The organism is Paenibacillus sp. J22FR5 (genome assembly GCF_059691975.1).
Genome location: NZ_JCAUAN010000014.1, coordinates 101,674 through 117,241 on the forward strand (window position 1 = coordinate 101,674; position 15,568 = coordinate 117,241).

The following is a 15,568-nucleotide window of genomic DNA, read 5'->3' on the forward strand; positions in this document are numbered from 1 at the left end:
AGCTCCTTATTTCGTTATTTTTGAATAAAGGTATCATTAAAGAGCGGGTAACCTAGCGAATCGAATTTCAAACCTTTTACGGACTGGGATGCAGCTACTGTATAAGGGAACACATAGACAGGAATGATGACAGCATTCTCGATAATGGATTTCTGTACTTGTTTGTACAGTTCCGCACGTTTCTTATCATCAGGCTCGATAGCCCCTTGTTCCAGCCATTTATCTATTTGTGGATCTGCAAGTCCTGGAAGACTTGGTCGAGCTTTCGGATCGCTTGTATGGTAGAAGGAGTAGAGTGCATTGGGATCCGAGTTCACCTGGCTGTTTCCATAGATGTCATATTCACCTTTGGTAAACACAACATTGGCGACATCTTTTGTAATCTCAACTTCAACAACAATACCCACTTTTTTCAACTGTTGCTGAATAATAACCGCAATATCATTCCGTTTCTCACGATTCGGAGAGCCATCCACATAATGCAAAGTCAGTTTTTTCCCATCTTTCACACGAATGCCATCCGTGCCTGTCACCCAACCTAGTTCATCCAGTAGTTTGTTCGCTTTATCAATATCGGGCTTAATCCCATTTTCTAAGGATGCATCATAACCGAAAACACCAGGAGATAAAGGTGACCAGGCTCGTGGGTAAGTCCCTAAATATAACGTTTTGACAATCGCATCAACATCAATCGCTGCTTGAAGCGCTTGTCTGGCCTTCAATTCACCCCAAGGCGCTTTTCGTTGATTAATAAATAACGTATAGGGCAATCCATTGGTATTGACTTGGTGGACTTGGATATTGGTATCTGACTTCAAGGAAACAATATTTTGCGGGGGTATCGTTTCACCAGCAAGTACTTGTTTACTCTGAACACTACCGATCCGAGTCGCTTCTTCCGGAACAATACGAAATGTGATTTGATCCAAATAAGCTTTCCCTTTATTCTCAACAATCTCAGGTGCCCAGTTATAGTCAGGACTACGTTTTACTTGAATGGATGCATTCTCTTCCCATTTCACAAAGGAAAAAGGACCTGATCCTACCGGATTTTTACCAAATTGATCCCCATATTTCTTGGCTGCTGTTGGTGATACAATCCCAAGCAATGCTTGACTCAGGTTACCTAAGAACGCTCTGGAAGGTGTTTCGAGATTAATTTTTATCGTGAACTCGTCAATCACTTCCGACGATTTATAAGGCTTAAGTAAAGCTACCGAATTGGCCGCCTTCGTTGCTGGATCGAGAATACGATCATAATTGTATTTCACGGCTTCTGCATTAAATGGCGTACCGTCGTGGAACTTTACGTCTTTACGCAGCTTAAACGTGTAACTTAGACCATCTGGAGAAACTGTCCAATCTGTTGCTAACCACGGTTTAATCGAGCCATCAGGCAATTGAACAACCAAGCTATCATAGAGGGTACGAAGCACCCTTACTGCTACGGCAAGCCCACTGCGATGTGGATCTAGCGAGTCAGGCGAAGTTGCAAGCGCATAAGTAAGCTCTCCTCCGACCACCGCCGTTTGTTTGGCCTCTTCTTTAGGGCTTGATGATTGTGATGCATCCGAGCTTCCACTGTTTGTTGAACCGCACCCCGTTAGAACGAGTACGATGGCTAACGATAATGCACTAAATTTGATCCAACCTTGTGATCTATTCATTTTCTCAACTCTCCCCCATGACTAGAAATTCTATTAGTTACTTACAGTCTCTTTCGCGTAGCGATTTGTTGGAAAAGGAAGACCCAAATTACCGCGAAGCGTATCCGCCTCATATTCGGTCCGATAAATCCCTCGTTCCTGTAGAATAGGAATGACCAAATCTACAAAGTCGCTCAACCCATTAGGAACACCTGAACCCACGATGAATCCGTCTGCTGCTCCGCTTTCGAACCATTCCTGAATACGATCCGCAACTTGTGTTGGCGTCCCAATGAAAAGCGGACGCGGTGTGGCTGATTCCAGCGCGACTTGACGAAGGGTCAAGCCCTGCTCCTTCGCGTTCTGTTTAATCCGATCCGTTGTGCTTTGGAAGCTATTTTTACCCAACTCACCTAAGTCTGGGAACGGGGCATCCAAATCATATTGCGTAAAATCATGATGTTCAAAGAAACGTCCTAGATACGCAAGTGCTTCCCCAATTGTCACCAAGTTGGCTACTTCCTGGTATTTACGCTCTGCCTCTTCTTCCGTTAGGCCAATGATCGGACCAATACCAGGCATAACGACAATCTCCTCGGGATTTCTTCCGAAGCCCGCTGCTCTGCCCTTCACATCATCATAAAAGCGTTTAGCATCTTCCACGGTTGGTTGACCTGTAAAGATCGCATCAGCCTCTTTGGCGGCTAAATCCTTACCATCCTCGGATGAACCTGCCTGGAAAATCACAGGTCTGCCTTGCTTGGATCTCCCAATATTAAGCGGTCCTTGTACAGAGAAGAACTCGCCCTTATGATCTAAACGGTGCAGCTTTTCCGGATCGAAGAATACCCCCGATTGTTTATCCCTAATAAAAGCATCATCTTCCCATGAATCCCATAATCCTTTGGATACCTGTAAATATTCAGAAGCAATCCGATAGCGTTTGGGATGATCCGGATGTTCCTCCAACTTCTTATTGTAGTTCAGCGCCGAGCCCTCGAGCGGGGAGGTGACAACATTCCAACCTGCTCTGCCATCGCTGATATGATCGAGTGAGGAGAATTGTCTCGACACCGTGAATGGTTCACTGTATGACGTAGATAGTGTACCAACCAGACCAATCTTGGAAGTTACGGAAGCTAATGCGGATAATATCGTGATCGGCTCAAAGCGATTCAAGAAATGGGGAATCGATTTCTCATTGATGAACAGTCCGTCCGCGATAAATAGTAAGTCAAATTTACCAGCTTCCGCTTTTTGTGCTTGCTGTTTGTAATACTTGAAATTCACACTCGCATCAACAAGAGCATCCGGATGTTTCCAAGATGACATATTGCCGCCAACTCCATGAATAATAGCCCCGAGTTTCAGTTGTTTTTGTCTTGGCATTGTAATTCCTCCTCATTTTCAATAAACAATAATCCCTATTGGTTTTCTTGGTATTAATCTCTGTTTTTACTGTATCACCGGCTTATAGGACGGTCAATCGTAGATAAAGATGTTCTATTGATGAATAGAATTGTTCTATGTAGTTATTTTTTTCCAATCGAATTCTTTCAATACTTCCAGAAACAAGTCTGTAAAATGGAGACTGGATTCTTTCAGTGTAATAAGAATTGTTCGTAAAGAAAGCCCACTCAATGCCTGAATATCAATGGGTACAAGAAGTCCCTCTTTCACTTCTTGACGCACACAAAGTTCCGGCAGAAAGGAAACACCCATCCCTTTGGCTACAAGCTTCTTTGCTGTTTCCAGATTATCGATTTGGTATTCGATTTGGGGTGGATGGTCCAGCGTCGCAAAAAGTCGATGAATCTTCACCCAATCGAGTGACCCACACTCAAAGAAGACAAGAGATTCGCGACTTACATCTTTTATTGTCAAAGGTTTCTTTTTCACAAAAGGATGGCCAGGATGGACGAAAAGACGAATAGGATCCTCGTAATGTCCCAAACTTTCTACATGAGGATGAGTCACATTTCGGACAAAACCTATATCGATTTCTTTATTCAGTAACATTTCCAAAATTACTTCTGTTGGTGCCGTCGTTAATTTTATTTGTAGATGAGAATGTATTTTTTTAATAAATGGTAGAATTTCTGGGATGACATAATTGGAAACAGATACTGTGCAACCGACTCTGAGTTCACTAAAAGCCTTGTTTACATATTGAAGCTGTTGCTTACCCTTCTTATAGGTTTGAAGTATTTGTTGAGCAAAGGGGAGAAACTGCTTCCCTTTATCTGTCAAAGTGAAATTTCTGCCTTCTCTCTCGAATAGCAGTGTATTCAGATCACGTTCCAACGATTGAATACGGGCTGTAACGGAAGGCTGAGATAAGAACAATGCATCCGCTGCCTTGTTGAAACTGTTATAATGAATGACATAGACGAAAGCTTCGATGTTTTCAATGTTCATTTGCCCAGTACTTCCTCTCTTGCTTACACAAAATCAAGAACTTCGAGAGTACGCCGTAAGAAACGCATCGTCCTGATTTTGTAAATAGAAAGATACTCCTTCGAACGCTTCCTGCGCATCGATACCGTCCAGTTGAAGAGCGACTGTTGATTGATCTCCAAGTGAAATACTCCATGATACGATGCCTAATAGACCTTTTGCATTCAACATTTTTCCTTGTATGCCCACATAAATATTACAGGTATATTGATTGGCAATGGTCACAAAATCCAACACTCGATCAAGGGTCCAAGGTTGTTTCAACGTAAATGTCCAATCTATTTTCATAAGAACTCCTCCTCAACTTTTTCTTTGCATACCGCTTAGTAAACACATGCCCCTTAGGCTTTAATCATTAAAAAAGGAGACACATTCATCCCAATAAGGGATGAAGCATCTCCAGTCATCTGGTCGATTCCGACAAATCCTATAAATTTACTTGCATTTAAATTATAGTAATTCTGACCACCTTTTGTCAACGGTCGAAACATAAAAAGAACCTCACAGCCACAAGCTGCAAGGGTATTTGGAGTCTTTGATCATCTCACTAGCCGAGAATGGACCGGATGATTTGTAAGATTGCGGTCTTTTCCAGATCACGCGCTTGTGGGCGCTGTTCTTTTAAATAATCAAACAACGCTTTCCTCACATCCTCATCTACCGCGGAGAGCGCTTTACCTCTACCATCCCATTCTGGGTGAAGATTCCAAAACTCGTCTATCCAACCGCCGCTTAGATTCGTTATTTGGTCGGGTCGTTCTGAGAAAAACCCTAATTCCTCTCCCACTCCATTGAAAAACACATAGGTTGGAATATGATTACGTCCATCTGCGTGTAAGTAAGCGGCAGCAATATCTTGATTGTCTGGGTCTCGAAGTAAAATGTGCAGCTTTAATTTACCCGTCACCTGCTCAATTTTGCCGAATAACGGTAAATTCGCAACAACATCTCCACACCAGTCATGAGCCAGTACCAAAACATCCACTCGCTCGGAAAGCCCTTCGAAATAAGCCAATTCCTGCTCAGTCAATAGATAACGCTCGAAATTCTCCTGAAGCCTCTCCACGTTTACTTTAGCGCTGCTAACAAATTGCTCGTAAGTCAAGGCTTCCTGAAAAGCTCTCTGTCTTCTTTCCGTCGAAATCCCTTCTGCTTTCTGAATGCTCATCGTGACATCCCTCCAGAAATGTTATTCATACTTTCAGAGCCACCGGCTTACTGTTCCAAACGATACTGGGAATCTCCCGTCGCAACACGGGCATAACTTCTGTGGCAAATCGTTCTACCTGCTCACGCTGCTCCGTTTCGGTCAAGCCATCTACGCTGATGCTGACCACTTGGTGCCCGTAGGCTTCATGGTAGTTTAAGATCTTCTCGATCACGTTATCAGGGCTGCCGATCAGGACAGGCCCATTCTTCACATTGTCCTCAAGATCTTTGAAAGGTGAGTTGTTGTGCTGAGATGCAGCCGTTGCATGGAAAGCATCGTAATAGGGTCGATAGCGTTGGATTGCCTCCTCCGTGGTGTTGGCCACATACAAACTTCCAAAACCTGAGCCAACAATTGCGTTCTGAGGATCATGGCCATAATAGGCCAATCGCTCGCGATAATGATCGATTAACGCTTTGTACTTGGCCTGTGGGTGAAACGTATTCGAGGAAAAAATCGGTTCGCCATATTTCGCAGCCAATTCGGTGGACAGCGTACTAGATGCGCTTCCATGCCATACTGGGATTGGATTCTGAAAGGGTCTTGGCTGTGTAGTCACATGATCCAACGGGGAACGGTAGCGTCCCTGCCAGGTGACGTTCTCTTCATTCCACAAGCGCTTGAGGAGTGCATATCGCTCCGCAAGGGATTCCCACTGTTCCTCTTCAGTAATTCCGAAAAGTGGATAGTGGCGAGGATCGTTGCCTTTGCCGATGATCAACTCGATTCGCCCGCCCGAAAGATGATCGAGTGTCGCATAGTCCTCAGCAACTCGTACTGGGTCGAGCACGCTTAGGACGGTGACCGTTGTTAGCAAGCGAATGCGCGAAGTTCTGGCAGCTATCGCGGTCAGAACTACGGGTGGCGAAGAAGAGATAAACGGTGCTCCATGCCGCTCCCCCACACCATATGCATCAAAGCCGAGTTCTTCCGCAAGGACGGCCTGTTTCAGCACGTTCTCAAATTTCTGATGGGTAGTCAAGGTTTCCCCGCTTACAGCATTCGGTATATTCATCATTAGGCTAAATAAAGCAAATTTCAAGGTATACAATCCCCTCTCTACACCAGGCTCAAAATAATGGAACCCTGTATTTATCCCCTTGTTCTGAATACAGAATGGCTTCCGAGTTGTATAAATCGACTTGCACAAGGGGTGTTTGAATGTTCCCTAACGTTAGCTTATTGGTCTTTAATGCATGGAGCAAAGAAGGTATGTGTTTATGATCAGTACCGATTAAATTCACGTGAACGGTTTCGTGATTAAACAGGATATTGGTTTGGATCATAGCCTTTTCCTCCTCCTTATTATTGTTGACCGCTTTGTTTGGAGCTATAGGTAGAATTCCCCTCATTGTCGTGACGGAATCCTTGATTCTCCCGTTTCGTATACGATTCGTCCAACAGCCTTTTAAAATCAATCCAACGATCCACTTTATTTAAGCTTGCAAGCTTTAAAGAGTCCAATAATACGCCCATTTCATACCCACTCCTTTTTGAAAATAAAAATAGCATGGATTCAATGATCCATGCTTCCGGTTTACCAGTCAGCTTTTTAATTCCGATTAATTCAATGTGTTTTATAAGTTTAAAAATATCACTGTTGTACGCTATTGTCAACTAAGGCTTTTAGCTTCCTTTATAGAACTATTCTATCCATGAATAGATAATATCGATTAGAAGAATAGCACCCTTACCCAGGTAGAAAGCTTTTCCGGACCATGTAAGTTTTAACTTACGGCAATTAAAAGAATAGTCTCTATATGGCTCAACGTCTTTCGCTGAGAATGGCTTTCTGATGTGGTGAGAAAAAGTCCTATGATTCGCTTATCATAGGACTTTTTCTTTTTTATTGATATACATTCGATGATCCGCTTGGATAATTAATTCGCCTAAGGTTACGGGCATAGCCGGATTGTAATGAAATAATCCAAGACTAATCGAAAGGCGATAGATTCGGCCAGCGCTCAAATTAAAGCTGTATAACCTTTGCTGGATTTTCAAGATGATTTCCTGTTCAAATGCATCTAAACTCCATGAATGTCCCTGAGCCTCCGGTAAAACCACGGTGAACTCATCTCCACCCATACGAGATATAATATCAGAATCGCGGAAAACTTCTTTCAAAATATTCGCCGTATCCATTAAGGCCAAGTCCCCCATATGATGACCATAGGAATCATTGATTTGTTTCATGCCATCCAAATCGGCAACAACCACATAAAAGCCTTTGCCTTCCTGAACATTCGCATTCATAAACTGCTGAGCCTGATTAAAAAATCCTCGACGATTATAGAGTCTCGTCAGCTCATCAATAATAGATAAGTTATAAAGCTCGTCCTGAAGACGATGACGTTCTATAGCATAACGCATTGAACGCATAATCACTGAACTGTTGACTTGACCTTTAATCAAATAATCCTGAGCCCCATGCTGCACCGCGTTTAACGCAACCTGCTCATCGTCAAGTCCGGTCAGTACGACGATTGGGATTGCGGGAGCTTGCTCCCGAAAGTCGATGATCGTTTCCATACCATGACTATCTGGAAGAGAGAGATCGAGCAAAACAACATCAAATGCATCCTTAGTAATCAGTTCAATGCCTGTTTCCAACTGATCGACCCATTTCAACTCAACATTCAAATGATCTGTATCCGATAAAACTTCTCGAATCAAACGAGCATCTCCCGGATTATCTTCAATTAATAAAACCTTAATCAATAGTTTTACCTCCTATGCAGCTTCACAATCGTAAGCCAAAAATTTTCAATTGATCGCACGACTGTTAGAAACTGCTCTAGGTTGACAGGCTTTGTGATATAACAATTCGCATGTAGATCATACGCTCTTAAGATGTCTTGTTCGGCTTCGGAAGTTGTCAAAATAATGACTGGAATATATTTCAACGATGGATCCTTTTTGATTTCGGCAAGAACTTCGGTGCCATTGATTTTAGGAAGATTTAAATCTAATAATATAATGTCCGGCACAATCGCATCTCGATAGCTGCCTTCGCGCCTGAGATAAGCTAAAGCCTCTTCGCCATCTTCAACAACACTTAAATTATTGTGTATTTTCCCTTCCTTCAACACTTCGACAATCAAACGAATATCTCCGGGGTTATCTTCCACTAAAAGAATTTCTACATTTTGACTCATCTTATTATCGATCATGTTACATATTCTCCTCTGTCTTGTAGCGTGAAGTAGAAGGTTGTTGAATGACCCGCTTCCGACTCAACCCATATTTTCCCGCCATGGCGTTCAACAATTTTTTTACAAATAGATAACCCTATACCCGTACCCTGGTATTTTGTTTTATTATGGAGCCTTTGAAAAATGAGGAAAATTCGGTCCCGATACTTTGGGTCAAAACCGATCCCATTATCACGAACTGAAAATAACCACTCTTTGCCCTGTTGTTTAATCCCGATATGAATGACGGGCGCGCGGTTGGCATCACGAAACTTAATAGCATTACCAACTAAGTTTTGTAATAATTGCACCATTTGCGTAGAATCGGCAAACAAAGTAGGCATAGGATCATGAGTGACCAACGCATCACTTTCTTGAATTGCGTGCTGTAGATTCGTCAATACATGTTGCAGAACCAATTCAAAATCAACAGACTTAAGCTCCTTCCCCTTCGTACCTACTCTGGAAAAAGCCAATAAATCGTTGATCAAATTCTGCATGCGCTGCGCACCATCCACTGCGTAATGAATAAAATCATCCGCATCCTGATCTAATTTACCTTGGTAACGCTTCGACAATAGCTGCACATAACTGGCTACCATTCGTAAAGGCTCTTGTAAATCATGCGAAGCGACATAAGCAAATTGCTCCAATTCCGCATTGGAACCAGCCAAGTCTTCCTTTTGCTTCTTTAGCTCAAGCTCATTGTCTTGAATATTTTGTGACATTTGGTTAAATGCCTCACATAACTGCAACAACTCGACGGGTGCGGACTTCATACTGGTGTAATCGATTTTATACTGATAATCTCCTTGCTTCAGTCGCTGAACCCCTTTCAATAAATGCTGAACGGGATGTTCAATGTGATGTGATATTCGCAACATCGCGATAAACCCAAATGTAAGCACGATACAAATGATTATTATCATAACAATTAATTGCCTGTTAAAGGTTCGATACACTTCATCTCGCTCAATTTCGTTAACGGCAATCCATTTTCCGTTATTCACCAATTGATACGTACCGAAAACCTGCTTGTCACGGTAATTCTCATAAGTCGATGTTGCTTCTGTCCCCTGCTTCGTGCGTTCCATAATATCGCTATTCAATTGAAATTCCAATGGTTTCCAATTCCCTTGGAACCGCGATTCAGTGATTAAATAGCCGTTTCGATCAATTAAATACGATTCACCGCTGTCTCCATAGCGAAATTGCGCCATAAGCTGCTCGATTGTCTTTAGCGTAACCGTTCCATAGATGACTCCCACATATTGGTTCTTTTTATTTATAACAGGAGCAGAAAATAAAATCATGGGTTGGTTGGTAACCTTGCCCATAAGCACATCTGAGATATATTCGTGCCCTTTTGCGGCTTCATCCAAATAGGTTCGTTCGGTGATATAGGCGCCAATTTGGTTCATTGTGCTAAATTCCACAATACCTTCTTTATTAGCGAAAGAAACCGCTTCAAACTCCTGTTGATGTGAAGCAAAAAATTTAAGGTTATTTTGAATATGATCGAAATCAAGCTCTGTGGTCGATTGCAAATTAGCTAAATTTCGAATTTCAGAAGCTCTGGTAGCTACCCAGCTGTCTATGGCTGTTTGCTGGATCGCACTATCCTTTCGCATTGAATTCATCTGACTGTTCTCAGTTTGGCGATACTGTAGAAAGGAATACGATGAAATCGTTAGCAGTCCAACCATAAGCACCAAGGATATTCCAAAAAAACGCAATCGTGTTTTTAAGCTTTGGAGTCGAAGTAATCGCAATAAGGAGTTCATTGGTCCTTCACCATCAATCCAGAATAAGGGTCGCCTTATCCTTTATATAATTCACATCGGCATCTTTCAATTCATTTTGTAGCTCTTTTCCTGACAAAATATGAGTTAAAGCTTCATTAATGGCATTATTCGCTGAATCGGTAAATAAATGTCCCGGGTTGATCGAAGTTGGATACAGCTGCAGTGCTTTCTGAACATCCTTCATCGCCGGATTAGAGTAATCAGCAATTACATCTTTAAAAGCAGATAAAGCAACATTTTTGCTGTAAATCGCCAGCATGTCTTTATCGAGCAGCAGGGACAATAAATATTTAGCTTTTACAGGGTATAATGTCTTCGCATTGATTGATACTTGCTTGTCTGGCGCCGCTGGCATAACTGTTTTTCCATTCTGATCCGGCAGGGCGAAAAAACCCAATTTGAAATCAGTCGTCTTACCATCTACTACCCCAGGCGTCCAACTACCCATCAACTGCATGGCGCCTTTTCCATCAATAAATTGCTGAGTAGATTCCTCATAGCCTATTTGTAAAGCATCCGTATTAAAAAAGCCTTTGTGTGCAAGATCAGAAAATTTCTGCATCGCGTTATTGACTTCAGGACCGTCAATTTTGACTTTCCCCGCATATAAATCCAATTCAAAATTAGGGTTTTGGAGAAACTCTGACGTTGCGGCAATGGGCAGGTAAACGCCCTGAATCGTCCATCCATCTTTAAATCCGCCTACGATCGGCGATACCCCGGCCTGCTTGATCTTGGTGTTCAACGTTATAAATTCATCCCATGTTTTGGGCGTCTGCAATTGCAGACGCTCAAAAATAGTTTTATTGTAATAAACGCCAAAGGTACTTACATCCAGCGCTGCGCCGTAGGTTTTCCCTTTGTAGGCTACAGTTTGCTTCGCAGAATCAATCATACGCTGGGTCCATGGTTGATCCGATAAATCCAGCAGGTAGCCGGCTTTGGCATAATCTTTAATTTTCTGATTAAATAGGATATCGGCGGCTTGACCTGATTTTAACTGGTTATCCGTCACCTCGGCAAACGTTTTCTCATCCAATTTGTCCCATTTGATTGAACCGTTTGGATATTTCGTTTTAAACTTCTTCTCAACCGCTTCAAAGTATCCGTTTTTATCTTGAGCCCAATAGGAGACGCGCAATGTAAACACTTCATCTGTCCGATCTTCCTTCGCCTGAGCTTGTCCATTCGATGAACTTGGTTGCTTCGCTGCCTTGCTGCACCCTGCTGTCGCGATAACAGAGCATACGACAGTCAGAACAATGATCCATTTACGCATCCGTTCACCCTCCTAATTAGTTATAAACTTCAAACTCATAAATTCTGGCATAGCCGTCAAATCCCGTCTGAGTGCCTTGCGTTACGTACAATCTGACGTATCTTCCTGTTGCGTTCACATTGCGGTCCGTTGAATTGGCTGTGTTCCCCGTCACCGTATCGACATCGGTGAAATTCGTACCGTCATTGCTCACTTGCAATTTGTAATCCTTCGTATTAAAATTGGCGGATTCTCCATTCACAGCAGCATGCTTGACGACCCAGCGGCTAATGTTAGTCACATAACCAAGGTCAACCTTTAACCAATTCGGCGATGCCGCGATCGATGCCCATTTGGTGCCCGTTGAACCGTCAACCGCATATTGCGGCGCTTCACTCGGCAAATTATAAGCATTTGCCGTGGCTGTCTTGTTTAGCGATGTATTACCACTAGCTGTGCCGTATACTTCAAATTCGTAAATCCTTGCATATCCATCATAACCAAGTTGAGTGCCTTGTGTTATATATAGTCTAACATATCTTGCGTTCGTATTGATGCTACGATCTGTCACATTTGTCGAATTCCCTGTTACCGTGTCGACATCGGTAAAATTAGTGCCATCGTTGCTTACCTGCAGCTTAAAATCCCTTGTGTTATAAATCGATGATTCTCCGCCCGCTCCCGCGTGCTTAACAACCCAACGCTTCACGTGGTAGGATTGACCCAAATCGATTTTCAGCCAATTGGGTGATGCTGCAATAGATGCCCATTTCGCGCCTAACGAACCATCGGCAGCATATTGCGGCGCTTCACTCGGCAAATTATAAGCATTCGCTGTAGCTGTTCGATTCAGTGCAACGTTAGTTAACCCATAGACTTCGAAATCGACAATCCGTGTTGTGCTAGCCCCATCCTGCTGACCAGCTGTTACATAAAGACGAACATATCTGCCGTTCGAGGAAACATTGCGATCCGTGAGATTGGCCGTATTCCCCGTTACAGCATCAACGTCGTTAAAATTCGTACCGTCACTGCTAATTTGCAGCTTGTAATCCTTTGTATTGTAAGCAGTGGAGTCTCCGTTATAACCTGCATGTTTGACCACCCAACGGCTTATATCATAGGTGGCTCCCAAATCGACCTGCAGCCAATTGGGCGCTGCCGCAGTCGAAACCCATCTCGATGTGCTCATGCCATCTACAGCGCGATCCGGCGTATCTCCACCCGAAGAGCTATTGCTGGTTGCCGTTTTATTTTGCGAAATAGGGAGGGAATAAACGCTCAAATCCTTGTCGTACACATTGACGCTGCCTCCGCCATTACTGACGCTTTTGACAATATTCCCCCAAAGTAAAGAATCATAGATGTTTAATGTGCCGCTAAAAGCTGATGTCGTTCGTGCATAGTTTTGCATTGTGCTGCTTCCGGCCTGCAGCCCAATCATCTGGATCGTTCCGCCGCCTTCCACGGAAACGTTTGGACCGGAAGCGGTGTCGACGGAAGGTAAATAAAGCGTTAAATTTTGCGGTCCGGTACCTGCCCCTTCTTTAATCGTGCGTATCCCTGATTTCACACCGAAGGAATCAACCGCGAATGTTTTCAGATCATTGCCGTTGCCGACAGTCAGAGTATCCGTGTTAGCCAGCGTGTAGTTCATAGCATATGTAAAGCCATACGTATGCGGACTATTATTATGTTTCGATTGAAAATGAATTCCGAACGTGGACACCGTCTGCTCCACCCAGCCGCGCTGCGTTCCGCCGCCCACATAAACCGCTTTTTGGGCCGCATTGATCCAATTGCCAGAAACGACAAAATCATTCGATGCTGTTGTGGCGAAATCGGCACCGTTATAGCTATTTTCAAGCTCGACATATTTCATCCAGGTACCTGAGCCTGCACTGCGTACAGCATACGGATACGTATGAATCGGATACAATGTTCTTAAATCAGAAGGAACATTCGTGTCACTGCCATTCACAAAGCCTTGCTCTGGATGAAAGACGGTTAAACCCCGAACACCCGCATTCGCATTCAACGTAATGAAAGCCGTCGCCGTATCAGGCGTAGCTGTATCCTTGCCGTCATATGCAAGAAGAACCGTTGTATCTAAATTTTCATGTGCATGCAAGTAGTCGTAGCTGCCTCGCAGTTCAACACCGCTTGGAACATTTAATGTTGTTGAGATTTTGTACGAACCTGGAGGTAGAAATACGGTTCCTCCTCCGGCATTGCCTGCGTCAGTTAGCGCAGTCTGAATCGCTGTGCGGTCATCGGTGATTCCGTTCCCCGCAGCATTGTAGGGCGCATTTTTTACATTATAAAAATTCGTATCGCTTGTGGGCTTTTTGGCGGGAGCAAACGTATAATGCTGTCCACGAGCTTGCCACACCTGGTCGAGGTTGAGAAACTCGCCAACCTCCGGACGCAAATAATCCTGCTGCACGGAAGCGTTTATTTTCGACATTGCTCCATAAGAACCGTTAGAGGTGGGTGGACCCTGCTCCATCAAAATCCCCATTTTGGCATCATTAACGCTAATATCGTACATCGTTAAACCATCGTTTTTCCACAGCTTCATCCCATACAAATATGAATTTGTGTAAGTTTTAATATATCCAGCTTGTGTGCTGTCCGGTTTATTGGTGATCGCTGAAGGCGCATTTTTCCATATTCCCGTGTCCATAAACACATTCGTCACATACGAATATTCATAATTGCCATCCATCGTAATGCCTTGAAACAGAAAGGTACCATAAATATTACTGATATTCGTGCCGCTAGCTGATGCAAAATTGATACCTTTAAAAGAATTATAGAACGTCACATTCGCCACATTCGCCGCAAAAGAATTCGAATCAATCGTGTACGGATAAGTGGTAGGCGTAAACACGCCGCCCGCATAACTGCCTTGATTCGGATACCAAATACTGAGATTGCGCACGGTCGTATTCGGCGCATTCAAAGAAATCGCGGATGTTGTTGTGCTGTAAGCAGCCAGTATCGTACCTGCTGCAGGTGTGCCGTCCAGAGGACTTTTCCAATCACCGCGCAATGTTACATTGGTTGGAATCGTTAAGCCTCCGTTCAATCGATACGTCCCTGCAGGTAGGAAAACAACACCGCCGCCCATTTCCCGCGCTTGATCAAGAGCCGCCTGAATCGTTGCTGTCGCATCGTTCGTCCCCGTAGTATCCGCGCTTACCGTCACATTGGCTACAACCACCTCGTCAGAGGTTAGCAAGCCGGTTTTAATCGCTGGAGATGGATACGTCGGCGCAGTCCCTCGCTTCGTAAACGTAATGCTGTCCAAGTATGTCGCCGGATCCGGACCACTGAATTCAATCGTCAGCACATGTGTGCCTGTGCTCAAATTAATAGGCATCGGCACCGTATAGTCTTGGAAGGTTGTACCCGTTATCGCAGACGTCGAACCAAGCTGAATCCCATCTACAAGAGCAGTTATCGTCGATTTCGTTGTCCCGCTGCCCATTTTGGCACGGAATTTAATATCGTGCCAGCCAGCATTCGCGCTGCTGACATTCACCGTATATTTCAGATATTCGCTTACATACCCCGCTGTTGGCGACCCGCTGACCTGATCATTGGAACTCACTACGTAGCGGTAGGTTACTGAATTAATCACTTCTTTAAAAAGATCGACATTCTGCACATCCCGATAGGTCGTATCGCGAGTAATTTGCGTGGACGGATGCGCATAATAAACATCATTTATTGCGCCACTATTAAAATCCTCCGCCTCGAACGTCCCAGGTACATTGATCGTCGAAAATGGCGTTCCATCCGAAGCATGCGCGACTTGCGGCATCATCCATGGAAACAAACTCAAAACCAAAAAGAAACTCAAAACAACAAGACAAATTCTATATTTCTGACTAAACATGATATCAATTCCTTTCGACATTTTATGGTTCATTATTCATGAATTAAGTTGCAGCAAGAAGATCAGATTTAACGCTAAGAGAAATTTGGGTCTAATT

The 15,568-nt window shown here is 43.6% G+C and carries 13 protein-coding genes; all 13 read right to left on the bottom strand.

Annotated features, from left to right (window positions below):
- Nucleotides 1-14 precede the first annotated feature (14 nt).
- Nucleotides 15-1,667, bottom strand: a complete 1,653-nt coding sequence (locus AC58P7_RS18690) for an ABC transporter substrate-binding protein (RefSeq protein WP_497345445.1) — start codon at nt 1,665-1,667, stop codon at nt 15-17.
- A gap of 33 nt (nt 1,668-1,700) precedes the next feature.
- A complete protein-coding gene (locus AC58P7_RS18695) occupies nt 1,701-3,035 on the bottom strand; it encodes an LLM class flavin-dependent oxidoreductase (RefSeq protein WP_497345447.1) in 1,335 nt (444 codons plus the stop codon).
- 135 nt (nt 3,036-3,170) lie between these two features.
- Nucleotides 3,171-4,064, bottom strand: coding sequence for a LysR family transcriptional regulator (locus AC58P7_RS18700; RefSeq protein ID WP_497345449.1), 894 nt, complete (start codon nt 4,062-4,064; stop codon nt 3,171-3,173).
- A 33-nt stretch (nt 4,065-4,097) separates the two neighbouring features.
- A complete protein-coding gene (locus tag AC58P7_RS18705; protein WP_497345451.1) occupies nt 4,098-4,391 on the bottom strand; it encodes an HPr family phosphocarrier protein in 294 nt (97 codons plus the stop codon).
- Nucleotides 4,392-4,650: 259 nt separating this feature from the next.
- Entirely contained in the window at nt 4,651-5,271 is a 621-nt protein-coding gene (locus AC58P7_RS18710; RefSeq protein ID WP_497345453.1) for a thioredoxin family protein, read from the bottom strand.
- Between the two features lie 25 nt (nt 5,272-5,296).
- On the bottom strand, nt 5,297-6,355 hold the full coding sequence (locus tag AC58P7_RS18715; protein WP_497345455.1) for an LLM class flavin-dependent oxidoreductase: 1,059 nt from the start codon (nt 6,353-6,355) through the stop codon (nt 5,297-5,299).
- A gap of 28 nt (nt 6,356-6,383) precedes the next feature.
- A complete protein-coding gene (locus AC58P7_RS18720) occupies nt 6,384-6,599 on the bottom strand; it encodes a hypothetical protein (protein ID WP_497345457.1) in 216 nt (71 codons plus the stop codon).
- A gap of 19 nt (nt 6,600-6,618) precedes the next feature.
- Entirely contained in the window at nt 6,619-6,789 is a 171-nt protein-coding gene (locus AC58P7_RS18725; RefSeq protein WP_497345459.1) for a hypothetical protein, read from the bottom strand.
- A gap of 351 nt (nt 6,790-7,140) precedes the next feature.
- Nucleotides 7,141-8,031: a diguanylate cyclase gene (locus AC58P7_RS18730; protein ID WP_497345460.1), complete on the bottom strand. Its 891-nt coding sequence runs from the start codon at nt 8,029-8,031 to the stop codon at nt 7,141-7,143.
- A gap of 5 nt (nt 8,032-8,036) precedes the next feature.
- The gene (locus AC58P7_RS18735; protein WP_497345462.1) at nt 8,037-8,483 is read right to left on the bottom strand and encodes a response regulator; all 447 of its coding nucleotides are present in this window, start codon (nt 8,481-8,483) and stop codon (nt 8,037-8,039) included.
- Entirely contained in the window at nt 8,480-10,288 is a 1,809-nt protein-coding gene (locus AC58P7_RS18740) for a sensor histidine kinase (protein ID WP_497345464.1), read from the bottom strand. Before AC58P7_RS18740 ends, AC58P7_RS18735 begins: the two co-directional genes overlap by 4 nt.
- A gap of 13 nt (nt 10,289-10,301) precedes the next feature.
- Nucleotides 10,302-11,588, bottom strand: coding sequence for an ABC transporter substrate-binding protein (locus AC58P7_RS18745; RefSeq protein ID WP_497345466.1), 1,287 nt, complete (start codon nt 11,586-11,588; stop codon nt 10,302-10,304).
- Between the two features lie 16 nt (nt 11,589-11,604).
- Entirely contained in the window at nt 11,605-15,471 is a 3,867-nt protein-coding gene (locus tag AC58P7_RS18750; protein WP_497345468.1) for a galactose-binding domain-containing protein, read from the bottom strand.
- Nucleotides 15,472-15,568: the final 97 nt, after the last annotated feature.